Source organism: Streptomyces sp. NBC_01515 (assembly GCF_045040345.1).
Lineage (GTDB): Bacteria > Actinomycetota > Actinomycetes > Streptomycetales > Streptomycetaceae > Streptomyces.
Map to the genome: position 1 here is coordinate 3,381,504 of NZ_CP109416.1, position 23,833 is coordinate 3,405,336.

Annotated in this window: 20 protein-coding genes; 7 read left to right on the plus strand and 13 right to left on the minus strand. The window is 71.9% G+C overall.

Annotated features, from left to right (window positions below):
- Window positions 1-49 precede the first annotated feature (49 nt).
- On the minus strand, window positions 50-766 hold the full coding sequence (locus OG407_RS14970) for an SIMPL domain-containing protein (protein WP_405858361.1): 717 nt from the start codon (window positions 764-766) through the stop codon (window positions 50-52).
- Between the two features lie 138 nt (window positions 767-904).
- On the opposite strand from OG407_RS14970, the gene OG407_RS14975 reads away from it, so the two are divergent.
- Window positions 905-2,710, plus strand: coding sequence for a bifunctional metallophosphatase/5'-nucleotidase (locus tag OG407_RS14975; protein WP_405858363.1), 1,806 nt, complete (start codon window positions 905-907; stop codon window positions 2,708-2,710).
- A gap of 57 nt (window positions 2,711-2,767) precedes the next feature.
- Here the strand turns inward: OG407_RS14975 and OG407_RS14980 are convergent, their stop codons facing one another.
- From OG407_RS14980 to OG407_RS15005, 6 genes are all read right to left on the minus strand, one after another.
- Window positions 2,768-4,219, minus strand: a complete 1,452-nt coding sequence (locus OG407_RS14980; RefSeq protein ID WP_405858365.1) for a lysine N(6)-hydroxylase/L-ornithine N(5)-oxygenase family protein — start codon at window positions 4,217-4,219, stop codon at window positions 2,768-2,770.
- Window positions 4,216-5,583, minus strand: coding sequence for a pyridoxal phosphate-dependent decarboxylase family protein (locus tag OG407_RS14985; RefSeq protein WP_405858367.1), 1,368 nt, complete (start codon window positions 5,581-5,583; stop codon window positions 4,216-4,218). The genes OG407_RS14980 and OG407_RS14985 overlap by 4 nt, the downstream gene beginning before the upstream one ends.
- Before the next feature lie 236 nt (window positions 5,584-5,819).
- A complete protein-coding gene (gene pepN / locus OG407_RS14990) occupies window positions 5,820-8,324 on the minus strand; it encodes an aminopeptidase N (RefSeq protein ID WP_405858369.1) in 2,505 nt (834 codons plus the stop codon).
- Between the two features lie 56 nt (window positions 8,325-8,380).
- Window positions 8,381-8,929 carry a two-component system response regulator gene (locus tag OG407_RS14995; RefSeq protein ID WP_405858371.1) on the minus strand — a complete coding sequence of 183 codons (549 nt, stop codon included), beginning with the start codon at window positions 8,927-8,929 and terminating at the stop codon, window positions 8,381-8,383.
- A 141-nt stretch (window positions 8,930-9,070) separates the two neighbouring features.
- Complete coding sequence (locus tag OG407_RS15000; protein WP_033286773.1) at window positions 9,071-9,421, minus strand: chorismate mutase; 351 nt, start codon at window positions 9,419-9,421, stop codon at window positions 9,071-9,073.
- Between the two features lie 59 nt (window positions 9,422-9,480).
- Window positions 9,481-10,371, minus strand: coding sequence for a helix-turn-helix domain-containing protein (locus OG407_RS15005; RefSeq protein ID WP_405858373.1), 891 nt, complete (start codon window positions 10,369-10,371; stop codon window positions 9,481-9,483).
- 114 nt (window positions 10,372-10,485) lie between these two features.
- On the opposite strand from OG407_RS15005, the gene OG407_RS15010 reads away from it, so the two are divergent.
- Window positions 10,486-12,261, plus strand: a complete 1,776-nt coding sequence (locus OG407_RS15010) for a glycoside hydrolase family 35 protein (protein ID WP_405858375.1) — start codon at window positions 10,486-10,488, stop codon at window positions 12,259-12,261.
- 4 nt (window positions 12,262-12,265) lie between these two features.
- Here the strand turns inward: OG407_RS15010 and OG407_RS15015 are convergent, their stop codons facing one another.
- From OG407_RS15015 to OG407_RS15025, 3 genes are all read right to left on the minus strand, one after another.
- Window positions 12,266-13,531, minus strand: a complete 1,266-nt coding sequence (locus OG407_RS15015; protein WP_405858377.1) for a DUF2201 family putative metallopeptidase — start codon at window positions 13,529-13,531, stop codon at window positions 12,266-12,268.
- A complete protein-coding gene (locus OG407_RS15020) occupies window positions 13,528-14,778 on the minus strand; it encodes an AAA family ATPase (protein ID WP_405858379.1) in 1,251 nt (416 codons plus the stop codon). Before OG407_RS15020 ends, OG407_RS15015 begins: the two co-directional genes overlap by 4 nt.
- Window positions 14,779-14,843: 65 nt before the next feature.
- Entirely contained in the window at window positions 14,844-16,220 is a 1,377-nt protein-coding gene (locus tag OG407_RS15025) for a hypothetical protein (protein ID WP_405858381.1), read from the minus strand.
- Window positions 16,221-16,390: 170 nt separating this feature from the next.
- On the opposite strand from OG407_RS15025, the gene OG407_RS15030 reads away from it, so the two are divergent.
- Window positions 16,391-17,281: a hypothetical protein gene (locus OG407_RS15030; RefSeq protein WP_405858383.1), complete on the plus strand. Its 891-nt coding sequence runs from the start codon at window positions 16,391-16,393 to the stop codon at window positions 17,279-17,281.
- Window positions 17,282-17,430: 149 nt separating this feature from the next.
- On the opposite strand, the gene OG407_RS15035 is transcribed toward OG407_RS15030, so the two are convergent.
- Together OG407_RS15035 and OG407_RS15040 are read right to left on the minus strand one after the other, a co-directional pair.
- Complete coding sequence (locus tag OG407_RS15035; protein ID WP_405858385.1) at window positions 17,431-18,336, minus strand: SDR family oxidoreductase; 906 nt, start codon at window positions 18,334-18,336, stop codon at window positions 17,431-17,433.
- Between the two features lie 5 nt (window positions 18,337-18,341).
- Entirely contained in the window at window positions 18,342-19,112 is a 771-nt protein-coding gene (locus OG407_RS15040) for an SDR family oxidoreductase (RefSeq protein WP_405858387.1), read from the minus strand.
- Window positions 19,113-19,227: 115 nt separating this feature from the next.
- Between OG407_RS15040 and OG407_RS15045 the strand changes: the two genes are divergently transcribed.
- From OG407_RS15045 to OG407_RS15060, 4 genes are read left to right on the plus strand one after another with little or no spacing between them, the layout of a single operon-like run.
- The gene (locus OG407_RS15045; RefSeq protein ID WP_405858389.1) at window positions 19,228-19,992 is read left to right on the plus strand and encodes an enoyl-CoA hydratase family protein; all 765 of its coding nucleotides are present in this window, start codon (window positions 19,228-19,230) and stop codon (window positions 19,990-19,992) included.
- On the plus strand, window positions 19,989-20,837 hold the full coding sequence (locus tag OG407_RS15050; RefSeq protein WP_405858391.1) for a CoA transferase subunit A: 849 nt from the start codon (window positions 19,989-19,991) through the stop codon (window positions 20,835-20,837). Before OG407_RS15045 ends, OG407_RS15050 begins: the two co-directional genes overlap by 4 nt.
- Window positions 20,837-21,595: a CoA-transferase subunit beta gene (locus tag OG407_RS15055; protein WP_405858393.1), complete on the plus strand. Its 759-nt coding sequence runs from the start codon at window positions 20,837-20,839 to the stop codon at window positions 21,593-21,595. The genes OG407_RS15050 and OG407_RS15055 overlap by 1 nt, the downstream gene beginning before the upstream one ends.
- Window positions 21,595-22,647: an NAD(P)H-dependent flavin oxidoreductase gene (locus tag OG407_RS15060; protein ID WP_405858395.1), complete on the plus strand. Its 1,053-nt coding sequence runs from the start codon at window positions 21,595-21,597 to the stop codon at window positions 22,645-22,647. The genes OG407_RS15055 and OG407_RS15060 overlap by 1 nt, the downstream gene beginning before the upstream one ends.
- Window positions 22,648-22,671: 24 nt before the next feature.
- Here the strand turns inward: OG407_RS15060 and OG407_RS15065 are convergent, their stop codons facing one another.
- Complete coding sequence (locus OG407_RS15065; protein WP_405858397.1) at window positions 22,672-23,829, minus strand: acetyl-CoA C-acetyltransferase; 1,158 nt, start codon at window positions 23,827-23,829, stop codon at window positions 22,672-22,674.
- Window positions 23,830-23,833 lie beyond the last annotated feature (4 nt).

A 23,833-nucleotide genomic window follows, 5' to 3' on the forward strand; every position in this document is an offset into this window, starting at 1 on the left:
CGGCGGGCTGCTCCGATGAGCGTTCGCATGGTCGAATTAAAGGGTGGGCTTACAGGCGCGGCGGTGCCATCGTGAAGCGTGCGTTGACCTGGGCGTAGACGTGCTGCCGTTGGGGTTCGAGGTCGAGGGGCGCGGCAGCGGCGTCCTCGCCTCCGCCGCCGGCGAAGGACATGGAGCGCATACGGCCCGCGGGTGCCGCGTAGGTCTGGGCGTTCTCGGCGCCGATGTCGGCCAGCTCCACCAGTGCGGCCAGCGTCGTACCCAGCGCTTCGGCGTATTCGCGGGCGCGTTGGACGGCTTCGCGTACGGCTTGCTGGCGGGCCTGGCGGTGGACGGGTGAGTCGGGGCGCAGGGCCCACCAGGGGCCGTCGACGCGGGTGAGGTCGAGGTCGGCGAGGCGGGTGGTGAGTTCGCCGAGGGCGGTGAAGTCGACGAGTTCGGCGGTGATGTTGACTCGGCCGTGGTAGCGGTGGACGCGTTCGCCGCGGCCGTGCTTGGTGAGTTCGGGGGTGATGGAGAAGCCGCCGGTCTCCAGGCGTTCGACCGCTTCGCCGTAGCTCTTGACCAGGTCGAGGACGGTGGCGTTGCGGTGGGTGAGGTCGTCGAGGGCGGTGCGGCGGTCGGTGCCGCGGGCGGCGACGGTGATGCCGATGCGGGCGATCTCGGGGTCGACTTCGAGGCGGGCCTCGCCGCGGACGGCGATGCGGGGGGCGTCGGGGGTGCCGTAGGGGACGGGGGGTTGGGGTTCGTCTGTGGGCGTGGTCATGCGTCCCACTGTGTCATTCACCGGTGGGTCACAGCTTGTGGTGGTCACCAGATCGAAACCTGCGGGGGCTGTTGCGCCAGGTAAGAAACAGGTCAGAATCTACGCGCGTCGTTGACCGTTTCCCGAGGAGATCCAGACATGCCCTTGAACCGCCGGAAGTTCCTGAAGAAGTCCGCCGTGACGGGTGCGGGGGTCGCGCTGGCCGGTGCGGCGGCGGCTCCGGCGGCGCAGGCCGCGGAGCGGAAGAAGCCGGGTCGGCACGCGAAGCGGTACTCGCTGACCGTCATGGGCACGACGGATCTGCACGGGCATGTCTTCAACTGGGACTACTTCAAGGACGCGGAGTACGCGGACGCCAAGGGCAACGCGATGGGGCTGGCGCGGGTGTCGACCCTGGTGAACCAGATCCGCCAGGAGAAGGGGCGCCGGAACACGCTGCTGCTGGACGCGGGCGACACGATCCAGGGCACCCCGCTGACGTACTACTTCGCGAAGGTGGACCCGATCACCGCCAAGGGCGGGCCGGTGCATCCGATGGCGCAGGCGATGAACGCGATCGGGTACGACGCGGCGGCGCTGGGCAACCACGAGTTCAACTACGGCATCGAGACGCTGCGGAAGTTCGAGGACCAGTGCCGTTTCCCGCTGCTCGGCGCGAACGCGCTGGACGCGAAGACGCTGAAGCCGGCGTTCCCGCCGTACTTCATCAAGAAGTTCCAGGTGCCGGGCGCTCCGCCGGTCAGGGTCGCGGTGCTCGGGCTGACCAATCCCGGTATCGCGATCTGGGACAAGGCCTATGTGCAGGGGAAGTTGACGTTCCCGGGGCTGGAGGAGCAGGCGGCGAAGTGGGTGCCGAAGCTGCGGTCGATGGGGGCGGATGTCGTCGTCGTGTCGGCGCACTCCGGGTCGTCGGGGACGTCGTCGTACGGTGATCAGCTGCCGTACGTGGAGAACTCGGCGGCGCTCGTCGCGCAGCAGGTGCCGGGGATCGACGCGATCCTCGTGGGCCACGCGCACGTGGAGATACCGGAGTTGAAGGTCACGAACACGGCGACGGGCAGGACCGTCGTGCTGTCCGAACCGCTGTGCTACGCCGAGCGGTTGAGCGTGTTCGACGTCGAGTTGGTCTTCGATAAGGGGCGTTGGACCGTCGAGTCGGTCGCGGCGTCGCTGCGGGACGCGAAGACGGTCGCGGACGACCCGAAGATCACGCGGCTGCTGAAGGACGAGCACGCGCTGGTCGTGGAGTACGTCAACCAGGTGGTCGGTACGGCGACGGCGACGCTGACGACGGTCGACGCGCGGTACAAGGACGCGCCGATCATCGACCTGATCACCAAGGTCCAAGAGGACGTGGTGAAGGCGGCGTTGGCGGGGACGGCGTACGCGTCGCTGCCGGTGATCGCGCAGGCGTCGCCGTTCTCGCGGACCTCGGAGATCCCGGCGGGCAAGGTGACGATCCGGGATCTGTCGGGTCTGTACGTGTACGACAACACGCTGGTCGCGAAGCTGCTGACGGGTGCTCAGGTGCGGGCGTACCTGGAGTACTCGGCGGAGTACTTCGTGCAGACGGCGGCCGACGCGGTCGTCGACACGGAGAAGTTGACGAACGCGAACGGCCGTCCGGACTACAACTACGACTACGTGTCCGGGTTCTCGTACGACATCGACGTCGCGCAGGCTGCGGGCTCGCGGATCAAGAACCTCACCTACAACGGTGCGGCGCTGGACGACGCGCAGCAGTTCGTGCTGGCGGTGAACAACTACCGGGCGAACGGCGGCGGTGCGTTCCCGCATGTGGCGTCGGCGACCGAGGTGTGGTCGGAGTCGACGGAGATCCGGACGCGGATCGCGGAGTGGGTGACCGCGAAGGGTGTGCTGGATCCGGCCGACTTCGCCTCGGTGGACTGGAAGTTGACGCGGAACGGGACGCCGGTGTTCTAGGGGTTCCTGTTTTCCCGGGTGGGGGTCCGGCGGTTCTGGTTGCCGCCGGGCCCCTTCTCAGCGTCCTTCTACGAGGGGGGTGAGGATGCGGGCGGCGTGGCGGGCCGTGGGGATCTGGACCTGGGGGTCGAGACCGAACGTGGTGAAGGCGGTTCGGCCGGGGAGGGAGTAAGGCTCCTTGCCCGTCAGGGAGTTGAGGATGGTGGCGCTGCGCCAGGCTGCGAGGCCGAGGTCGGGGGCGCCGACGCCGTGGGTGTGGAGTTCGGCGTTCTGGACGTAGACCTGGCAGCCGGCGCCGGTGACGGACGGATCCAGGACGAGCCTGAACTGGTCGTCGATGCGCGGGCGTTCGGCGCTGTCGCGGCGCAGGTAGGGGTCGAGTCCGGCGAGGATGCGGTCGAGGGGGCGTTCGCGGTAGCCGGTGGCGAGGACGACGGCGTCGGTGGTGAGGCGGGAGCGGGTGTTCTGCTGGACGTGTTCCAGGTGGAGTTCGACCTTGGTGGTCGCGATCCTGCCCGCCGTACGGACACGGACGCCGGGGGTGAGGACGGCGTCGGGCCAACCGCCGTGCAGGGTACGGCGGTAGAGCTCGTCGTGGATGGCGGCGATGGTGCCGGCGTCGATGCCCTTGTGGAGTTGCCACTGCGAGGTGACGAGGCGGTCGCGGACTCCTTCGGCGAGGGCGTGGAAGTAGCGGGTGTAGTCCGGGGTGAAGTGCTCCAGGCCGAGCTTGGAGTACTCCATGGGGGCGAAGGCCTCGCTGCGGCCGATCCAGTGGAGCTTCTCGTGTCCCGCGGGGCGGTGGCGGAGCAGGTCGAGGAAGACCTCGGCGCCGGTCTGTCCTGAGCCGATGACGGTGATGTGGTCGGCGGCGAGAAACGTTTCGCGGTGGGCGAGGTAGTCGGCGGCGTGGATGACGGGGACGCCCGGCGCTTCGACGAGGGGCTTGAGCGGGTCGGGGACGTAGGGGGCGGTGCCGACGCCGAGGACGATGCTCTTGGTGTACGTCCGGCCGAGGGCTTCCGCCTCCCCGTCGCTGTCGAGCTGGGTGAAGTCGACCTCGAACACATCGCGTTCGGGGTTGAAGCGGACGGCGTCGACCTGGTGGCCGAAGTGGAGTCCGGGGAGGCTCTCCGCGACCCAGCGGCAGTAGGCGTCGTACTCGGCGCGCTGGATGTGGAAACGCTCGGCGAAGTAGAAGGGGAAGAGGCGGTCGCGGTCCTTGAGGTAGTTGAGGAAGGACCAGGGGCTGGCGGGGTCGGCGAGGGTCACCAGGTCGGCCAGGAAGGGGACTTGGACGGTGGCGCCGTCGATGAGCAGGCCGGGGTGCCAGTCGAAGCCGGGGCGCTGTTCGTAGAAGACGGTGTCGAGTTCGGCGAGGGGGTGGGCGAGGGCGGCCAGCGAGAGGTTGGACGGTCCGATGCCGATGCCGACCAGGTCGCGGGGTGCTTCGGGTTCCGGGCGTGGGGGGTTGGGGGTCCGGGGGTGACCCGTCGGGGGGTGGCTCATCGGGGGGTGTTTCCTTCCACCAGTTTCAGGAGGGCGGCCAGGTCGTCGGGCCGGGTGTGGGGGTTGAGGAGGGTGACCTTGAGCCAGAGCCGGCCGTCGAGTGCCGCCCGGCCGAGGACGGCCCGTCCGTCGGTGAGGAGTTGGCGGCGTACGGCGGCCACGGCGTCGTCGGTGGCGTCGGTGGGCCGGAACAGGACGGTGCTGATGACGGGCGGGTCGTACAGCTCGAAGCCGGGGTGGTCGCGGATGAGGGCGGCGAACTCCCGTGCGCGGGCACAGACTTGGTCGACGAGGGCGCCGAGTCCGGTGCGGCCGAGGGTCTTCAGGGTGACGGCGAGCTTGAGGACGTCGGGTCTGCGGGTGGTGCGCATCGAGCGGCCGAGGAGGTCGGGGAGGCCCGCCTCGGTGTCGTCGTCGGCGTTGAGGTAGTCGGCGCGCTGGGTGAGGGCGGCGAGGTCGCGGGGGTGGCGTACGGCGAGGAGGCCGGCGGCGACGGGCTGCCAGCCGAGTTTGTGCAGGTCGAGGGTGACGGTGTGGGCGCGGTCGAGGCCGGCGAGTTTGTCGCGGTGGCGGTCGCTGAAGGTGAGGCCTCCGCCGTAAGCGGCGTCGATGTGGAGGCGGGCGCCGTGGGCCGCGCACAGGCCGGCGATCTCGGGGAGCGGGTCGATGAGGCCGGCGTCGGTGGTACCGGCGGTGGCGGCGACCAGGACGGAGCCGCGCGGGCCCGGCAGCGCGGTGAGGGCCTCGTCGAGCGCGGCGGGGTCGAGGGTGCCGGTGGGGGTGGGGACGACGACGGGGTCGGGCAGGCCGAGGAGCCAGGCGGCGCGGGGCAGGGAGTGGTGGGCGTTGCTGCCGCAGACCAGTTGCACGCTGCCGCCGTTGGCTTCGCGGGCGAGCAGCAGGGCGAGTTGGTTGGCTTCGGTGCCGCCGGTGGTGACGAGGGCGTCGGCGAGGCCGATCTCGTGCGCGAGGGTGCGGGTGACGAGGGCTTCGAGGGCGGAGGCGGCGGGGGCCTGGTCCCACGAGTCCAGCGAGGGGTTCAGCGCGCTGACGGCGAGGTCGGCCGCAGTGGCGACGGCGAGCGGCGGGCAGTGCAGGTGCGCCGCGCACAGCGGGTCGGCGGGGTCGGCGGCGCCTTCCGCGAGCGCGTGCACGAGGGCGCGCAGGGCGTCGGGGTCGCCGTCGTCGGGGAGTACGTCCCCTACGGCGTCCCGCATGCGGGCGGCGACCGCGTCGGGGCCGCCCGCGGGGAACGGGCCGCCGCGGGCCCTGCGCCCGGTGCGGAGGGCGTCGAGGACGGTGTGGAGCAACGGCCTTAGGGCGTCGGGCCCCTCGGGGCCTGAGGCGAGGGGGGCGTTGCTCATGCTGTCCTCCGGGGCGCGGGGCATGGGGAGTTCCAGCTTGTACCTGGATGAGTCGACGCGCCCGGGGAGAACAACGATCGGAACCCGAAAGGGTGTTGTTCAGTGCCGGTGAAGGGTGTTGTTCAGTGCCCGGTGTTGGTGCGGGCGTTGTTCAATGCCCGGCGTTGGTGTGGGTGCCGGCGTTGCTGGGGGCTGCGCCCCCAGCCCCCCGCTTCGGCCCTGAAGGGGCCTCGTCCTCAAACGCCGGACCGGCTGGATTGCACCCCCTGTACCTTCAAGGCCCGCCCCAGGTCGTCGAGTTGGTCGACCAGCTTGCGGCGGAGGGACGGGGTGAGGTCGGCGTCGCGGAGGCATTCCTCGCCGAGGCTGAGGGTTTCGGGGTCGACGGCGTGGGCGGGGAAGGCCCAGCGGCCGGCGGCGTCGGCGATGGCGGGGCCCCGGCGGGTGGCGAGGGCTACCGCGTCCGTGAAGAAACGGGGCACGTAGTCCCGTACCAGGTCGGCCTGTTCGGGTTGCCAGAAGCCCTGGGCGGTGGCGGTGAAGAGGTAGTTGGAGAGGTCGTCGGTGGTGAACATCGCCTCCCAGGCCGTGCGTTTGGCCTCGGGGTCGGGGAGGGCGGCGCGGCAGCGGGCGGCGCCTTCCTGACCGGTGGCGGACGGGTCGCGCTCCAGCTCGGCGGCGATCGCGGGCTCGTCGGTGGCGCCGAGGACGGCGAGGCGGGCCAGGACGCGCCAGCGCAGCTCGGGGTCCAGCTCGGGGCCGCCGGGGACGGTGCCTTCGGTGAGCCAGGCGGCGATGGTGTCGGGGTGGGCGGCGACGTCGATGAAGTGGCGTACGGCGATGAGGCGCAGGCCGGGATTGGAGCCGTCCTCGGTGCGGCGGATGAGGTCGCGGCACAGGGCGGTGAGGGTGGCGAGGGCGACCGGGCGGGCCTCGGGGGTGAGGTAGCGGTCGGTGACCTGGGCGGAGGCGAAGGCGAGGACGCCCTGGACGAGGGCGAGGTCCGTCTCGTGCGGGAGGTGGGCGCGGGCGGCGTCCAGGTAGGCGGAGGCGGGGAGTTGGCCGTCGCGGACGCTGTCGCGCAGGGCGTTCCAGACGACCGCGCGGGTGAGGGGGTCGGGGAGGCCGGAGAGGCTGGTGCGGACGGTTTCGAAGGAGTCGGGGTCGAAGCGGACCTTGGCGTAGGTGAGGTCGCCGTCGTTGAGGAGGAGCAACGCCGGGCGCTTGCCCAGGGGTTGGGGCTCGCTCTGGGGCACGTCGAGATCGATGCGCTCGCGCAGGGTGAGGCGGCCGGTGTCGCCGGGGTCCTGGTCGTACAGGCCGACGGCGATGCGGTGCGGGCGGCTGCCCGCGCGGTCGACGGTCAGGGTGTACGTGCCGTCGTCGGCCCGGGTGACGGTGGGGGTGAGGGTGTCCACGCCCGTCGTGCTCAGCCACGCGTCCGCCCAGGCGTGGACGTCGCGTTCGGTGCCCGAGGCGAGGGAGTCGATGAAGTCGGCGAGGGTGGCGTTGCCGAACTTGTGGCGGGCGAAGTGGGTGTTGATGCCGGCGAGGAAGTCCTTCTCGCCGAGCCAGGCCACCAACTGCCGTAGCGCGGAGGCGCCCTTGGCGTACGAGATGCCGTCGAAGTTGAGGAGGGCGGAGGCGGTGTCGTCGACGTTCTCGGGGGCCACGGGGTGGGTGGAGGGGCGCTGGTCGGCGTCGTAGCCCCAGGCCTTGCGGACGACGCCGAAGTCGGTCCAGGTGTCGGTGAAGCGGGTGGCCTCGGTGAGGGTCTGGTAGCCCATGTACTCGGCGAAGGACTCGTTCAGCCAGATGTCGTCCCACCACTGGAGGGTGACGAGGTCGCCGAACCACATGTGGGCCATCTCGTGGGCGATGACCATGCCGCGGGTCTGCCGCTCGGTGTCGGTGACGGCGGAGCGGTAGATGAACTCGTCGCGGAAGGTGACCAGGCCGGGGTTCTCCATGGCGCCCGCGTTGAACTCGGGGACGAAGGCCTGGTCGTAGGAGTCGAAGGGGTAGGGCTCCTCGAACTTCTCGTGGTAGCGGTCGTAGCACTGCCGGGTGATGTCGAGGATCTCGTCGGCGTCCGCGTCGAGGTGGGGGGCCAGGGAGCGGCGGCAGTGGATGCCGAAGGGCAGGCCGCGGTGTTCGGTGCGGACCGAGTGCCAGGGGCCGGCGGCGACGGCGACGAGGTAGGTGGAGATGAGGGGGGTGGGGGCGGCCTGCCAGCGGCCTTCGCCGAGGTGTTCGGTGATGCCGTTGGCGAGGACGGTCCAGCCTTCGGGGGCCTTGATGGAGAGGTCGAAGACGGACTTGAGGTCGGGCTGGTCGAAGGCGGCGAAGACGCGCTGGACGTCCTCCATGAAGAGCTGGGTGTAGAGGTAGGTCTCGCCGTCGGTGGGGTCGGTGAAGCGGTGCATGCCCTCGCCGGTGCGGGAGTAGCGCATGCTCGCGTCGACGCGCAGTTCGTGCTCGCCCGCGGTGAGGCCGGGCAGCGGGAGCCGGTTCTCGACCAGGTGCTCGGGGTCGAGGGGGCGGCCGTCGAGGGTGACGGAGCGCAGCTCGGCGGGCTTGAGTTCGACGAAGGTGTCCGCGTCGGCACGAGCGGTGAACGCGATGACGGTGCGGGAGTCGAAGGTGTCCTCGCCCGTCGTCAGATCGAGTTCGATCGTGTAGCGGTGGACGTCGAGGAGCCTGGCACGGGTCTGCGCTTCGTCGCGCGTCAGTACGGACATGCAGGACATGCTGCCTGATGGCACCGACATGGCACAGGGGTGGTTCCGTACGCGGCTTATGTCCGGTCGGGCGCGGGCGTGGCGGCGGGCGCGGACGCGGTGTTCCGGTCGTCGCGCCGGTAGGGCACGCGCGCGTCCGGGTGGGGCAGGGCGGGGCGGGGTTCGTGCGGGTCCTTGAGGAGGGCGCGGAGTTCGCGGACCTCGCGTTCGAGGGCCTGGTGGCGCTGGTGGGTGTCGTAGAGGTAGCGGACCTTGGTGCGCAGGGTCCAGGGGTCGACGGGCTTCATGACGAGGTCGGCGACGCCGAGGGTGAAGGCGGCGGCGGTCGTCTCGGGGTCGGGGCCGAAGCCGGTGAGGAGGAGGACCGGGATGTGCTGGGTCTGCTCCAGGCGGCGCAGGTAGCGGACGACGTCCAGGCCGCTGACGCCGGGCATGCGCACGTCCAGCACAAGCAGGCCGACCCTGCCGCGGAGCACCTGCTTGAGCGCCTCGTCGCCGCTGGTGGCGCGGGCGAGCCGGTAGCCCAGCGGGGCCAGGGCGCTCTCCAGCGCGTACAGCGTGTCCTCATGGTCGTCGACGATGAGGATCTCGGCATCCGACGGCATGACCCGACGTCCCTCCCGCGTGGGACAACCAGCTTATGACGCAGGTGTTGACGGGGTGTGCCCGTCGACCGACAAGGAGCGCACAGCGCAGCATGGCCCCGAACTCGCCCCGCTGTCACGCCCCTTACCGGACGTGCGAGGTCAGTTCGCCGTGGGTGAACCGCCGTTCACGGCGTCCTCCGCGATGCGCTCGTGGTGGCGGATCACCTCGCCGATGATGAAATTCAGGAACTTCTCAGCGAACGCCGGGTCCAGCTTGGCGCTTTCGGCCAGCGCGCGGAGTCGTTCGATCTGGCGGGCCTCGCGGGCCGGGTCGGCGGGCGGCAGCCGGTGGGTGGCCTTGAGGACACCGACCTGCTGGGTGGCCTTGAAGCGTTCGGCGAGCATGTGGACGACAGCCGCGTCGATGTTGTCGATGCTGTCGCGCAGCCGGGCGAGCTCCTCGCGCACGGCGGGGTCGACGTCACCGGTTCCGTTGGTGCTGGTGGTCATGGGCGACCACCCTACGTGGCGTACGGCGACTCGATGATCGGCCCCTGTGTGGTGTGCGCCTATGTGGCGTGCGGCCACTCGATGATCGGTGGATCGGCCGGGTCGGGCACCTGGTCGCTCCAGCCGCCGGGGACGGTGCGGCCCTGTTGGGCGCGGAAGCGGACGGGGGGCATGCCGACGCGGCGGGTGAACAGGCGGCTGAAATAGGCGGGGTCGTCGTAGCCGACGCGGCGGGCGACGGCGGCGACGGGGAGTTCGGTGGCGGCGAGCAGCTCCTTGGCGCGGCCCAGGCGGATGCCGAGGAGGTAGTCCTTGGGGCTGCATCCGGCGCCCTGTCGGACGGCGGTGCGCAGGGCGGCGGGGCTCATGCCGTGCCGGGCCGCGTGGTCGGCGACGGTCAGCGGCAGGCAGGCGTCCCGGGCGAGGGCCTGGAGCACCGGGTCGCCGTCGGGGGCGAGGTCGGCGCGGGCGCGGCGCAGGGCGACCAGGAGTTCGTGGACGGCGGCGCCGGTCTCCACCTCCAGGAGGGGGTTGCCGCGGCGTGCGGCGCGGGCCATGCGCCCGATGACCGCGCGGGGTTCGGCCGCGTCCGAGAGGGCCACCACGGGCCGTTCCGGCTCGATGTAGCCGAGTTCGGTGTACGCCGTCGTCGCGGGCCCGGTGAAGTCGACGAACCCCTCGTCCCAGCCGCCGCCGGGGTCGGGCGCGTAGTGGTGCGGCACTCCGGGGGTGAGCCACAGCAGCGCGGGCGCGGTGACGGTCGTACGGCGGCCGTCGGGGCTCAGGTACCAGCCGCCGCCCGCGCTGATCACGACGGCGACGTGGTGGTCGAGGGTGCGCGGGCCGACGGTGGGCAGGGCGCCGTACTGGAGGCCCACGCCGAGGCAGGCGAGGCCGAGGCGGTGGTGGGCGGGTGTGGGCGTGAAGAAACGCATCCAGGTGTGGTACATCGGCGCCCCCTCACACGGTGCTCGGTCCGCTCGGTCCGCTCGGTCCGCTCGGTCCAAGTAGCGGTGATCTTTGTCCATGGACGTGATCGGCGCCAAGAGGAGAGAGTCGTCGGCATGAGTGAGTTCACCGTGGGCGACAGGGACTTTCTGCTGGACGGGCGGCCGGTGCGGCTGCTGTCCGGGGCACTGCACTACTTCCGGGTGCACGAGGCGAGCTGGGGGCACCGGCTGGCGATGCTGCGGGCGATGGGCCTCAACTGCGTGGAGACGTACGTCCCGTGGAACCTGCACGAGCCGGCGCCGGGCGACTTCCGGGACGTGGCGGCGCTGGGCCGGTTCCTGGACGCGGCCCGGGAGGCGGGCCTGTGGGCGATCGTGCGCCCGGGGCCGTACATCTGCGCGGAGTGGGAGAACGGCGGGCTGCCGCACTGGCTGACCGGCGAACTGGGGGCACGCGCGCGTACGCGTGACGCACGCTTCCTGGACCACCTGGAGCGCTGGTTCCGGCAGCTGCTCCCCGAGGTCGTGTCCCGGCAGCTCGACCGCGGCGGCCCGGTGATCATGGTGCAGATCGAGAACGAGTACGGGAGCTACGGCTCCGACGCGGTGTATCTGCGCCGCGTGGAGGAACTGTTGCGGGACCAGGGGGTCACGGTTCCGCTGTTCACCTCGGACGGTCCCGAGGACTTCATGCTGAACGGCGGCTCGGTCCCCGGTGTGCTCGCGACGGTGAATTTCGGGTCCCACGCGCGCGTGGCCTTCGAGACGCTGCGGCGGCACCAGCCCGAAGGGCCGTTGATGTGCATGGAGTTCTGGTGCGGCTGGTTCGACCACTGGGGCGGCGAGCACGTCGTCCGCGATGCCGAGGACGCGGCGGCTGCCCTGCGCGAGATCCTGGAGTGCGGCGCGTCGGTCAACCTCTACATGGCGCACGGCGGCACCAACTTCGCCGGCTGGGCGGGCGCCAACCGGGGCGGCGGCGCGCTGCACGAGGGCCCGCTGGAGCCCGATGTGACGTCGTACGACTATGACGCGCCGATCGACGAGTACGGGCGCCCCACGGACAAGTTCTGGCGCTTCCGCGAGGTGCTGGCCGCGTACGCGGACGGCCCGCTGCCCGAACTCCCGCCCGCCCCGGCGGTGTTGGGCCGTCCGGCCGAGGTGGACTTGACCGGCTGGGCTCCCCTGGCCGACGTACTGGAGGCACGCGGCGGGCCGGAGACCGAGGGACCCGTGCCGCCGACCTTCGAGGAACTGGACGTCGACCGCGGAATCGTCCGCTACGAAGTGACCGTTCCGGGACCGCGCGCACCGTATCCGCTGACCGCGCGCGGGCTGCGGGACCTCGCGGTGGTGTACGTCGACGGGGAGCGGGCCGGGGTCCTCATGGAGGGCGACGAGCAGCTCAAGGAGCCCGTCGCCGGGCACGCGCGCGTGCAGCTGTGGGTGGAGTCCCTGGGGAGGGTCAATTACGGGCCGCGGCTCGGGGAGGCGAAGGGGATCACCGGGGGGCTGTTGCACGAGCGGCAGTATCTGCACGACGTACGCGCGCGTGGGCTGCGGTTGGACGCGCTCGACTCGCTGGACTCGCTGGACGACGTCGAGGGGGTGCCGCTGCGGGAGCTGCCCGCGGACGGCTCCCCCGGGCTGTACCGGGGCACCGTCGAGGTACGCGGCGCCGGGGACGCCCTGCTCGAACTGCCGGGCTGGACAAGGGGGTTCGTATGGATCAACGGGTTCAATCTGGGGCGGTACTGGTCGGCCGGGCCGCAACGGGAGTTGTACGTCCCCGGTGCCGTGCTGCGGGAGGGCGTGAACGACGTGTGGGTGCTGGAGCTTCAAGAGGCGCCGGTCCCTTCGGAGTTCGCCCTCGGACTGCGAGGCCTCTGAAGGGTCATCGGGCGACGGATACGGACCCGATCTCGACCACCCGCGCCCAGTCGGGCGGCGTGTCCGGCACGTAGTCGGGGTCGCCCTCGTCGTACGACGCCCCGTCCTCATGCAGGCGCGGGAACAGGCCCACCACCGTCCGGCAGGGCGGTCGCGACTCCGGCCAGGGTGTCTGGCCGTCGGTGAGGACGACGACGACGTCGGGACGGCCGCGCAGCGCCTTGGCGAAGCCGGTGCGCAGATCCGTACCGCCGCCGCCCACCAGGGGAATGCCCTCGGCGCGGCACAGCGGGTGCGCGAACTGCGCCGCCGCGTCGCACGGCACCACGGTGACCAGGTCGCGGCGCCCGCCCACGGCCCGGGAGATCGCGGCGACTTCGAGGAGCGCGCTGCCCAGCTCGGCGTCGCTGACCGATCCGGAGGTGTCGATGACCACGCACACCCGGGGCGGCCGGCGGCGCAGGCTCGGCAGCACGATGCCGGGCAGCGACGCCGAGCGGCGCGAGGGTCTGCCGTAGATGTAGTCCTCGCCCGCGCCCGGAGCGGAGACCGCCGAGCGGACCGCCGCCCCGAGCAACTCCCGCCAGGGCTGCGGCGGATGGAACGCCTCCTCCGCCCACCGCCGCCACCCGTCGGGGGCGGTGCCGGGGCGGCCGGTGATGCCCTGTGCCACCCGGAAGCGGACCGCGTCGCGCTGCTGCTCACTGAGACCGTGCGCGCCGTCCGCGCCCAGTTCCCACTCCCGGTCGAGGCCGTCGGCGCCGCTGCCGCAGTCCAGCCACGCCAACTCCTGCGTGCGCGGGCCGAGTTGGAACCAGCGCAGGTAGTCCTCCATCAGGTTCCCGGTGGGCAGCCCCAGCGTCCCCGGCCGGACCGCGCCTTCGGGGGTGACGAGGCCGTCGCCGTACGCGTCGTCGTTGATCTCCATGTCGGCGGCGATGTTCATCCGCAACCGCTCCCCCGGGCCGGTCAGTCCGCGCTCGCGGGCGACGCGGTCGCTGCGCCCGTGGTGGTCGCGGAGGAGGTGCGAGACCTCGTGGACCCAGACGCCGGCCAGGTCCTCGACGGACATCCGGTCCACGAAACCGGGCGAGACGTAGCAGCGCCAGTGCCGGTCGACGGCCATCGTCGGCACGTGCCGCGACTCGACCGTGTGGAGGGCGAAGAGGGCCGTGGCGAGGTAGGGGCGGACGCGGGCCGCGTAGAGGCGGGCGGCGAACAGCTTGTCGACGTCGAGAGCGCCCAGTCCAGTTGCTGCCGTCGTGCTCATCGGCCGCCCTTCACGGCCGTGGCGGCGCGGTCCGCCCGCTGCGACAGGGCCACCACTCCGGCGAGTCGCTCGATGGACGCGGGCACGTCCCAGTCGTCGCGGCGCAGCGAGGCGAGGGTGGTCGCGGGGACGACGACCAGGTCCGGGGCGCCGGTCTCCAACGCCCGGACCAGCACCGCCCACGCCGCGTCCCAGCGGGCCCGGTCGGGACGGTTGCGGACCGCGGCCACCACGCCGTCGAGCACGGCCTGGCGCAGATCCCCGCGCGCGGGCAGCTCCCCGGCCGTCGGGTCGGCGAGGAAGATCTCGGGGTCGGGAAGGTCCATCCGGTCCACGCAGGCCAGCAGTTCCAAGCCCGGACCGTCCCCCACCGTGCCCCTGACCAGCTGGGACAGCACCTCCCGCGAGGAACCGGCCGCGGTCGCGAACGCGATCAGGCTCATCGCCATCTCCCAGCTCCGGGGCGACGGCCAGGCGCCACCGCGCCGCGTCTCGCTGCTGGGCAGTTGGTGGACGAGCTTGGGCCGCCCGGTGAGCAGCCCGCACACCGCGCGGCGCGCGAAGTCCACGGCCTCGGGCAGCTTCTCCGGGTCGAGCCGGGGCAGGGTCGCCCGCGGCCAGGTCCCGCCGAGTCCGCGTACGACGACCTCGTGGTCGTGCGTCCAGTGCAGGTGCACGAACCGGTTCGCGAGCGGCGGGCTCAGCTCCCAGCCGTCGGCCGCCGAGGACCGCGGGTTGGCGGCGGCCACGATCCGCACCCCGGGCGGCAGCCGCAGCGCGCCGATCCGCCGCTCCAGCACCAGCCGCAGCAGCGCGGCCTGCACGGCCGGCGGCGCGGTGGACAACTCGTCCAGGAACAACAGCCCCCGCCCCGCCCGCACGAGCCGTACGGCCCAGTCCGGCGGCGCCATCGGGACGCCCTGCTCGGCCGGATCGTCGCCCACGACGGGCAGCCCGGAGAAGTCGGACGGCTCGTGCACGCTGGCGATCACCGTGGTCAACGGCAGGTCCAGCGCGGCGGCGAGCTGCGTCAGGGCGGCCGTCTTGCCGATACCGGGCTCGCCCCACAACAGCACGGGGAGGTCGGCGGCGACGGCCAGGGTCAGGGCCTCCAGCTGGGTGTCGGGGCGGGGTTCGGTGGCGGTGTCGCGCAGGAGGGTCAACAGGTCCTCGGCGACGTCGAGTTGGGCGGGTGAGGGGATGGGGTCGGCGGGGTTGAGGGCGGCGTACAGGGTGCGTGTGGGCATATGGGGTCACCTTTGGGGTTGAAGTGGGGCGTGGGTGAGGGCAGGGGCGAAGGCGCCCTGTGCGGTCAGTGGCCGGTGGTGCGGCGGGGGTTGGGCTTCTGGGCGCGGGAGAGTCCCGGGAAGAAGTGGCCGGATCGGGGTCCGGGTCCGGTCAGTCCCGCCCTGAACAGCCCGTACGCGAGCCGCCGTTCGGCCGCCGCGTGCAGTTCGTCCCGCAGCGCGCCACCGCGCAGCACGGCCTCGGGCCCGAGCAGCCCTTCTACGACGGCCAGCGCACCGGCGGTGTCGCCGTGGACGAGCCGTTCGCTGACGCCGGTGAGGCAGTCGGGGCGGCGATGGGCGTCGTCGATGGCCCGCAGACAGGGCAACGGCGTACCGGTCAGCGCGACCAGCAGTTCCTCGCGCCCGACCTCGACCGGATCGTGGTCCAGGGGCGCCAGGACGCCGTCCACCAGACCGATCCGGTGCAGGGCGCCCCGGCATTCGACCAGGTGCGGCCGAACCGCCCGGTCCGGCACCGGCGCGGAATCCTCCGGCGGCGGACGGCCCGGTACGAGCGCGGCGGCGACCAGCGGATGCAACTGATCGGCGTCGATCTCGCCGGTGCGGAGCAGCTCCAGATCGGGCAGCACCCAGGTCGCCGCGTCGGGCAGGACGGGTAGCGCGGCGGCACTGCCGTCCGTAGGCGCGGGGTCGAGCCGCAGGGTGTCCCCGGCCGGATCCGGGGTCAGCGCCAGCCGGTGCCGGGAACCGAGCCGTACGACGACGGGACCGGCCGCCCGCCCCTCCGCGCGGAGCAGGATCGCCGCCTCGGCCGCCCACCGGTCGACGGCGCAGCGGAGACCCTCCGGCACCGGCTCCGGAACCTCCAACTGGTCCGGTGTTTCCGGCCGTTCGGCCCCGGACCGGGCTCGCAGCTCACCGCTTCTCCCCGCGTCCCACAGATGCCGGTGCAGGTCGAGGCGGAACGAGCGGCTGGGCCGGGGATGCGGATGCCGGCGGGCGTCGGCGTCGCGGCGGGTGCCGTCCCACAGGGCGAGGCTGATCCGCTGGCCGCCGTCCGCCCAGGCCGGTGGCGTCCGGACCACGAGGTGCGGCGGGCCGGTGGCATCGTCGTCGGCGCCGTAGCGGACCAGGGTGAGGGTCAGTCCCGGGCGCAGCAGGCCGTCCGGGGCGATCCTCGGGAGGTGCCAGCGGAGCAGGTCGGGGGCGAGGCTGCGGAGGTCGGCGCGGACCCGGGCGGCGACTTCCCGGCCGTGGGCGCGCGCTACGGAACGTAGGTCGAGATCGACGTCGACGCGGGCGGCGGCGCAGGCGCCCGCCCAGTCACCGGCATCACGGCGGGCCGTGGCCGTCTCGATCATGGAGGGCGGCACGGCGAACTCGCGCACGCGCGGCCAGAAGGAACGCGGGGAATCCTCGTTCGCGGGGTGAAGGTGCATCAGCACTCACCTTGCGCGGACAGGACCCCCATTCTGTGAACAGAGTGAGTGGTCATCGCGGGGAGCATAACCGCCCCGTCCGCGATCTGCCAGGGAAATACGGGGGCGTGCTTCGGCGGGCACCGGCATACAGTGGATGCGGGTTCAGGGCGTCTCTGGGGGTTGTGGACGTGGCGGACGACGGACCGGTCGAGCACGGCTACCCGCACCTCGAGACGGTGCGGGACGCCATCACCGCGCTCTACAAGCGGTTGTCCTACGACACCGTCCAGACGTTCGCGACCAGCGTGGCCCCCGTCGACGTGGCGTTCGGCGACACGGACGACCTGCACCTGGGCGCGCAGCGGGTGGCCCGCGAGATGGTCCGGCACTACCGGCTCCCCGACGCCCGGCCGATCATCAGCTTCCGTGAGATGACCCATGCCGCGAACGTCGAACTCACCGCAGGGCCCGAGTACTTCATCGAGTTGAACGACCGGTTCCGCACGCACAGGCGGGACATCGGCGCGGCTCTCGCGCACGAGGTGATGCACGTCTATCTGCACCGCCTCGACCTGTCCTTCCCCGGCACCCGTGAGAACGAGATCCTCACGGACACGGCGGCGACGTATCTGGGCGCGGGGTGGCTGCTGCTGGACGCGTACCGGGAGGACTCGGCGTCCTCGCAGAAACTCGGCTATCTCACGCCGGAGGAGTTCGGGTACGTCCTCGCGAAGCGGGCCCTGGTCTTCGGCGAGGATCCCTCCGTGTGGTTCACCAGTCCCCAGGCCTACACGGCGTACGTCAAGGGCATGGCCCAGGCCCGGCGTGACGAGCAGCAGCCGCCGTTGACCGCGGCGGGGTGGGCGGGGCGGCGCCGGTACGCCCATGACCGACGGCATGCACCCGGGCCGGGTTCTCCTCAGTCAGGCGTGCCGTACGCCTTCAGCGGGGACCGGGGTGGCAGCCTTCGGGTGTCCTTCCCGTGCCCTACGTGTCATCAGCGCATCCGGGTGCCGGTGCGGGGGCGGGTACGGGCGAGGTGTTCTCTGTGCCGGACGGTGCTGGAGTGCGACACGTAGGTTGAAGTGCCGGGTGTGTTCAGGATGTTGACGAGGGCGGGCGGCGTCGCTGCGGGCGTCCTGGGGGCTCCGCCCCAGCCCCCGGGCCTATGCCCACCCACCGCCCGTGCGGGTCGGCTGAGAAGTGGACCAAGAAGCGCCCTCTTCGCTTACGCCCCGTAAACCGCCCCCGGAATCTCCGCCTCCCCCAGCAGCTTCAACATCACCTCCCCCACCTCCCCCACACCCCACCGCGCCCCCTTGTCCACACTCGGCCCCACCCTCCACCCCTCCATAACAGCGATCCGCCCACCCTCAGCCTCAAAAACCCGCCCGGTGACCCCAGCACTGGCCCCGGACCCCAGCCACACCACCAACGGCGACACGTTCTCCGGCGCCATCACATCGAACCCGGAGCCGGGCGCGGCCATGGTCTCCGCGAAGGTGTGTTCCGTCATGCGGGTCCGCGCCGCGGGGGCGATCGCGTTGACCTGGACTCCGTAGCGGGCGAGTTCGGCCGCCGCGACCAGGGTCAGGCCGATGATGCCGGCCTTGGCGGCGCTGTAGTTGCCCTGCCCGACCGAGCCCAACAACCCTGCCCCGCTACTGGTGTTGACGATCCGGGCGACCGGGGTTCGGCCCGCTTTCGTCTCCGCCCGCCAGTGCGCCGCCGCGTGTTTCAGGGGCAGGAAGTGCCCCTTCAGATGGACCCGCATCACCGCGTCCCAGTCGTCCTCGTCGAGGTTGACGAGCATCCGGTCGCGCAGGTAACCCGCGTTGTTCACCAGGGTGTCGAGCCGGCCGTAGGTCTCCAGCGCGGTCGCGACCAGGGACGCGGCACCCGCGGCCGTGGCGATGTCGCCACCGTGGGCCACCGCCTCGCCGCCCGCCGCGCGGATCTCGGCGACGACCTGTGCGGCCGGGCTGTCGGGGTCCGGGGTGCCGTCGAGGCCGACGCCGAGGTCGTTGACGACGACCCGGGCGCCCTCGGCGGCGAAGGCGAGGGCATGGGCACGGCCGAGCCCCCGCCCCGCGCCGGTGACGACGACGACCCGTCCGTCACAGATTCCGCTCATCTCGATCACCCTTCAACTCGCTTCCCTTTGTTGGCAGTTGCCGCGTCCAGGAACGCCGGTCGCTCCCCGCCCCCGTGCACCAGAAGGCTCGCCCCGCTGATGTAGGCGGCGGAGGGCGAGGCCAGGAAGACCGCCGCCGCGCCGATGTCGGAGGGGTCGGCGAGCCGGCCGAGCGGGACGGTCCGGGAGACGGCCTCGATCGCGTCCTCGCCGCCGTAGTGGAGGTGGGACAGCTCCGTGCGGACCATGCCGACGACGAGCGTGTTGACGCGGATGTCAGGTGCCCACTCCACCGCCATCGAACGGGCCAGGTTCTCCAGACCGGCCTTGGCCGCCCCGTACGCCGCCGAACCGGGCGAGGGCCGGCTGCCGCTGACGCTGCCGATCATCACGACCGAGCCCTTGGCCCGCTGGAGGTGTTCGTACGCGGCGAGGGACGCGGTGAGCGGGGCGAGGAGGTTCAACTCGATGATCCGCGCGTGCCGTTCGGCCTCCGCGTCGACGAGTGGGCGGTACGGCGCGCCGCCCGCGTTGTTGACGAGCACGTCGAGTCGGGGCAGCGCGGCGAAGAACTCCCGTACTGCGTCCGGGTCGCGGAGGTCGAGGGGCCTGAACTCCGTTCCCTCGACCGGGTCTTCGGGCGGTCTGCGGGCACAGGTCAGCACGTCGGCACCGGCCTCGACGAAGGCCCGTGCGATACCGGCGCCGACGCCTCGGGTGCCGCCGGTGACGAGGACGGTTCTGCCGGCGAGCGGGGCGTCACGCGAGTTGTCCACAGGGCGATCGTCGGCAGGGTGGTTGTCCACAGGGCCTCCCGCTCGGATTCTCCGGCTGCTAGCTTCGAAGCCTCGCACCTAACAAATGTTTGGTGGAAAGGTAGCTGATGCATCCATGGGTGTCTCCACCTCAACCTCGACAAAGGGGCCCGATAAAAAAGGCGTCGCCGTCGTCACGGTCGACTACCCACCGGTGAACGCGCTGCCGGTGGACGGCTGGTTCGCCCTGGCCGACGCCGTCCGCGCGGCCGGGCGCGACCCCGATGTGCGCTGTGTGGTGCTGGCGGCCGAGGGGCGGGGTTTCAACGCGGGCGTGGACATCAAGGAGATACAGGCGCGGGGGCGGTCGGCCCTGGTCGGGGTGAACCGGGGCTGTTTCGAGGCGTTCGCGGCGGTGTACGAGTGCGAGGTGCCGGTCGTCGCGGCCGTGCAGGGGTTCTGTCTGGGCGGGGGCATCGGGCTGGTCGGGAACGCGGACGTGATCGTGGCGAGCGAGGACGCCACCTTCGGCCTGCCCGAGCTGGACCGGGGCGCCCTGGGCGCCGCCACGCATCTGGCCCGGCTGGTCCCCCAGCACCTGATGCGCGCCCTGTACTACACCTCGCGCACGGCGACGGCGGCCGAGCTGCACGCGCACGGCTCGGTCTGGCGGGTCGTACCACGCGCCGAACTCCTGCCCTCCGCCCTGGAGTTGGCGGCCGAGATAGCCGCCAAGGACGGCGAGCTGATCCGCCTCGCCAAGTCCGCGATCAACGGCATCGACCCCGTCGACGTCCGCCGCAGCTACCGCTTCGAACAGGGCTTCACCTTCGAGGCCAACGTCAGCGGGGTGGCGGACCGGGTGCGTGACACGTTCGGAAAGGAGGGTGGTGAGCGGTGACCGACAAGACGATGACCGCCGACGAGGTCGTCTCCCGGCTGGCGAGCGGCATGACCCTCGGCATCGGCGGCTGGGGCTCGCGCCGCAAACCCATGGCCCTGGTACGGGCGTTGCTCCGCTCCGACCTCACCGACCTCACCGTCGTCTCCTACGGCGGCCCGGACGTCGGCATGCTCGCGGCGGCCGGCCGCATCCGCAAGCTGGTGGCCGCGTTCGTCACCCTCGACTCGATCCCCCTCGAACCGCACTACCGCGCGGCACGCGAGAGCGGGGCGTTCGAGCTGATGGAGGTCGACGAGGGCATGTTCATGTGGGGTCTGCGCGCCGCCGCGAACCGGCTGCCGTTCCTGCCGGTGCGCGCAGGCATCGGCTCGGACGTCATGCGGGTCAACCCCGGCCTGCGGACGGTCACTTCACCGTACGACGACGGGGAGACGTTCGTCGCGATGCCGGCCCTGCGCCTGGACGCGGCCCTGGTCCACGTCAACCGCGCCGACCGGCTGGGCAACGGGCAGTACCTGGGCCCTGACCCGTACTTCGACGACCTGTTCTGCGAGGCGGCGGACGCGGCCTACCTCTCCTGCGAACGGATCGTGGACACAGCCGAGTTGACGAAGGAGGCCCCGCCCCAGTCCCTGCTCGTCAAGCGGCTGAACGTGACCGGAGTCGTCGAGGCCCCCGGCGGCGCCCACTTCACCTCGTGCGCTCCCGACCACGGCAGGGACGAGGCCTTCCAGCGGCTGTACGCGACGACCCCCTGGGCGGAGTTCGCCGAGCGCTTCCTGGCCGGTGACGAACAGAGCTATCAGTCGGCGGTGCGGAACTGGCAGGAGGAGCAAGGGTGATGGACGTATCGCGTAGGGACGTACCGCGTACGGACGTACGGCGTGCCGAGTACTGCGTGATCGCCTGTGCGGAGGCGTGGCGTGACGCCGGGGAGATCCTGGCCAGCCCGATGGGGTTCATCCCGTCCGTCGGGGCCCGGCTGGCCCGGCTCACCTTCGCGCCGGATCTCCTGCTCACCGACGGCGAGGCGATGCTCGTCCGCCCGGACGGGACACCGGAGGGCTGGTTGCCGTACCGGCAGCATCTGGCCCTGGTGTCCGGCGGGCGGCGGCACGTGATGATGGGCGCGAGCCAGATCGACCGGTACGGCAACCAGAACATCTCGTGCGTAGGCGACTGGGCGCGCCCGAAGCGGCAGTTGCTCGGGGTGCGCGGGGCGCCGATCAACACGCTGAACAATCCGACCAGTTACTGGATACCCCGGCACTCACCCCGGGTGTTCGTGGAGAAGGTCGACATGGTGTGCGGGGTGGGGTACGACCGGGTCGCCGAGCACCTGGGGACGGCCCGCTTCCACCGCGTCCCCCGGGTCGTCTCCGACCTCGGTGTCTTCGACTTCGCGACCCCCGACCACTCGATGCGGCTGGCCTCGCTGCATCCGGGCGTCACAGTGGCACAGGTCAGAGAGGCGACGGGCTTCGAACTCGCCGTCCCGGACGAGGTGCCGTCGACCCGCGAACCCACCCCGGACGAGTTGCGGCTGATCCGTGAAGTGATCGACCCGGCCGACACCCGGCTCAGAGAAGTGAGTTCGTGATGGAGACCGCGCTGACCCGGCTGGTCGGGGTCCGGCATCCGATCGTGCAGACGGGGATGGGGTGGGTGGCGGGACCGCGCCTGGTGTCGGCCACGGCGAACGCGGGCGCGCTGGGCATCCTCGCCTCCGCGACCATGACCACCGACCGGCTCCGGGACGCGGTCCGCGAGGTCAAGTCCCGTACGCGGGAGCCGTTCGGGGTGAATCTGCGCGCGGACGCGACCGACGCCGGCGACCGGGTGCGGATCATCATCGAGGAGGGCGTACGGGTCGCGTCCTTCGCGCTCGCGCCGTCCGCCGAGCTGATCGCCGAGCTGAAGGAGGCGGGGGTCGTCGTGATCCCGTCGATCGGGGCGCGGCGGCACGCGGAGAAGGTCGCGGCGTGGGGCGCGGACGCGGTGATCGTGCAGGGCGGGGAGGGCGGCGGCCACACCGGGGAGGTGGCGACGACGGTGTTGTTGCCGCAGGTCGTGGACGCGGTGGACATACCGGTCGTAGCTGCCGGCGGCTTCTTCGACGGGCGGGGCCTGGTCGCGGCGCTGGCCTACGGAGCGGCGGGCGTCGCCATGGGCACCCGCTTCCTCCTCACCTCGGACTCGACGGTCCCGGACGCGGTGAAGGCGGCCTATCTGGCGGCGACGGTCAAGGACGTCACGGTCACGAGAGCGGTCGACGGCCTCCCCCACCGCATGCTCCGCACCGAACTGGTCGACGCCCTGGAGAACTCCGGCCGTACGAGAACCCTGCTCCAGGCGATACACCGGGCAGCGGGCTTCCGCCGCCTGTCCGGCCTGACCTGGCGACGGATGATCCGCGACGGCCTCGCCATGAAACACGGCAAGGACCTGACCTGGAGCCAGGTGCTGCTCGCCGCGAACACGCCGATGCTGCTCAAGGCGTCGATGGTGGACGGGCGCACGGACCTCGGGGTGATGGCCTCCGGGCAGGTCGCCGGGGTGATCGAGGATCTGCCGTCGTGTGCGGAGCTGGTGGCGCGGGTGATGAAGCAGGCCGACGAGGTGCTGTGGACGCTGGTCCGGGCCGACTCCTGAACCGCCCCTCAACTGATGGGCGCCTCACAGCCGTTCGATGATCGTCACGTTGGCCTGGCCGCCGCCCTCGCACATGGTCTGGAGGCCGAACCGGCCGCCGGTGCGCTCCAGTTCGTGCAGGAGGGTGGTCATGAGCTTGACGCCGGTCGCGCCGAGGGGGTGGCCGAGGGCGATCGCACCGCCGTTGACGTTGACCTTCTCCGGGTCCGCGCCCGTCTCCTTCAGCCAGGCGAGGACGACGGGCGCGAAGGCCTCGTTGATCTCGACGAGGTCGATGGCGTCGATGGAGAGGCCGGTCTTCTTCAGGGCGTGGGCGGTGGCCGGGATGGGGGCCGAGAGCATGCGGATGGGGTCCTCGCCCCGGACGGAGAGGTGGTGGACGCGGGCGCGGGGCGTCAACCCGTGTTCGCGTACCGCCCGTTCCGAGGCCAGCAGCATCGCCGCCGCGCCGTCGGAGACCTGGGAGGAGCACGCGGCGGTGATGGTGCCGCCGTCGACGACGGGTTTCAGGCCGGCCATCTTCTCCAGTGAGGTGTCCCGGCGCGGGCCCTCGTCGACCGCGACCGCGCCGTAGGCGACCGTCTCGCGTTCGAAGCGGCCCTCGTCGATGGCGCGCAGGGCACGCCGGTGGGAGCGGAGGGCGAACTCCTCCTGGTCCTGCCTGCTGATGCCCCACTTCGCGGCGATCATCTCGGCGCCGGCGAACTGGTTGACGGGCCGGGTCCCGTACCGCGCGCGCCAGCCCTCGCTGCCCGCGAAGGGGCCGTCGGTGAGGCCGAGCGGTTCGGCGGCCTGGCGGGAGGCGAAGGCGATGGGGATGAGGGACATGTTCTGGACGCCGCCCGCGACGACGAGGTCCTGGGTGCCGGACAGCACGCCCTGCGCCGCGAAGTGCACGGCCTGCTGGGAGGACCCGCACTGCCGGTCCACCGTCACGCCCGGCACCTCCTCGGGCAGCCCGGCCGCCAGCCAGGCGGTCCGCGCGATGTCCCCGGCCTGCGGCCCCACCGCGTCCAGACACCCGAAGACGACGTCCTCGACGGCGGCGGGATCGATCCCCGAGCGCGTGACCAGTTCCTTGAGCACATGCGCCCCGAGGTCGGCCGGATGCACCCCGCTCAGCCCTCCCCGGCGCCGCCCGACCGGCGTACGGACCGCTTCGACGATATAGGCCTCGGCCATGCCA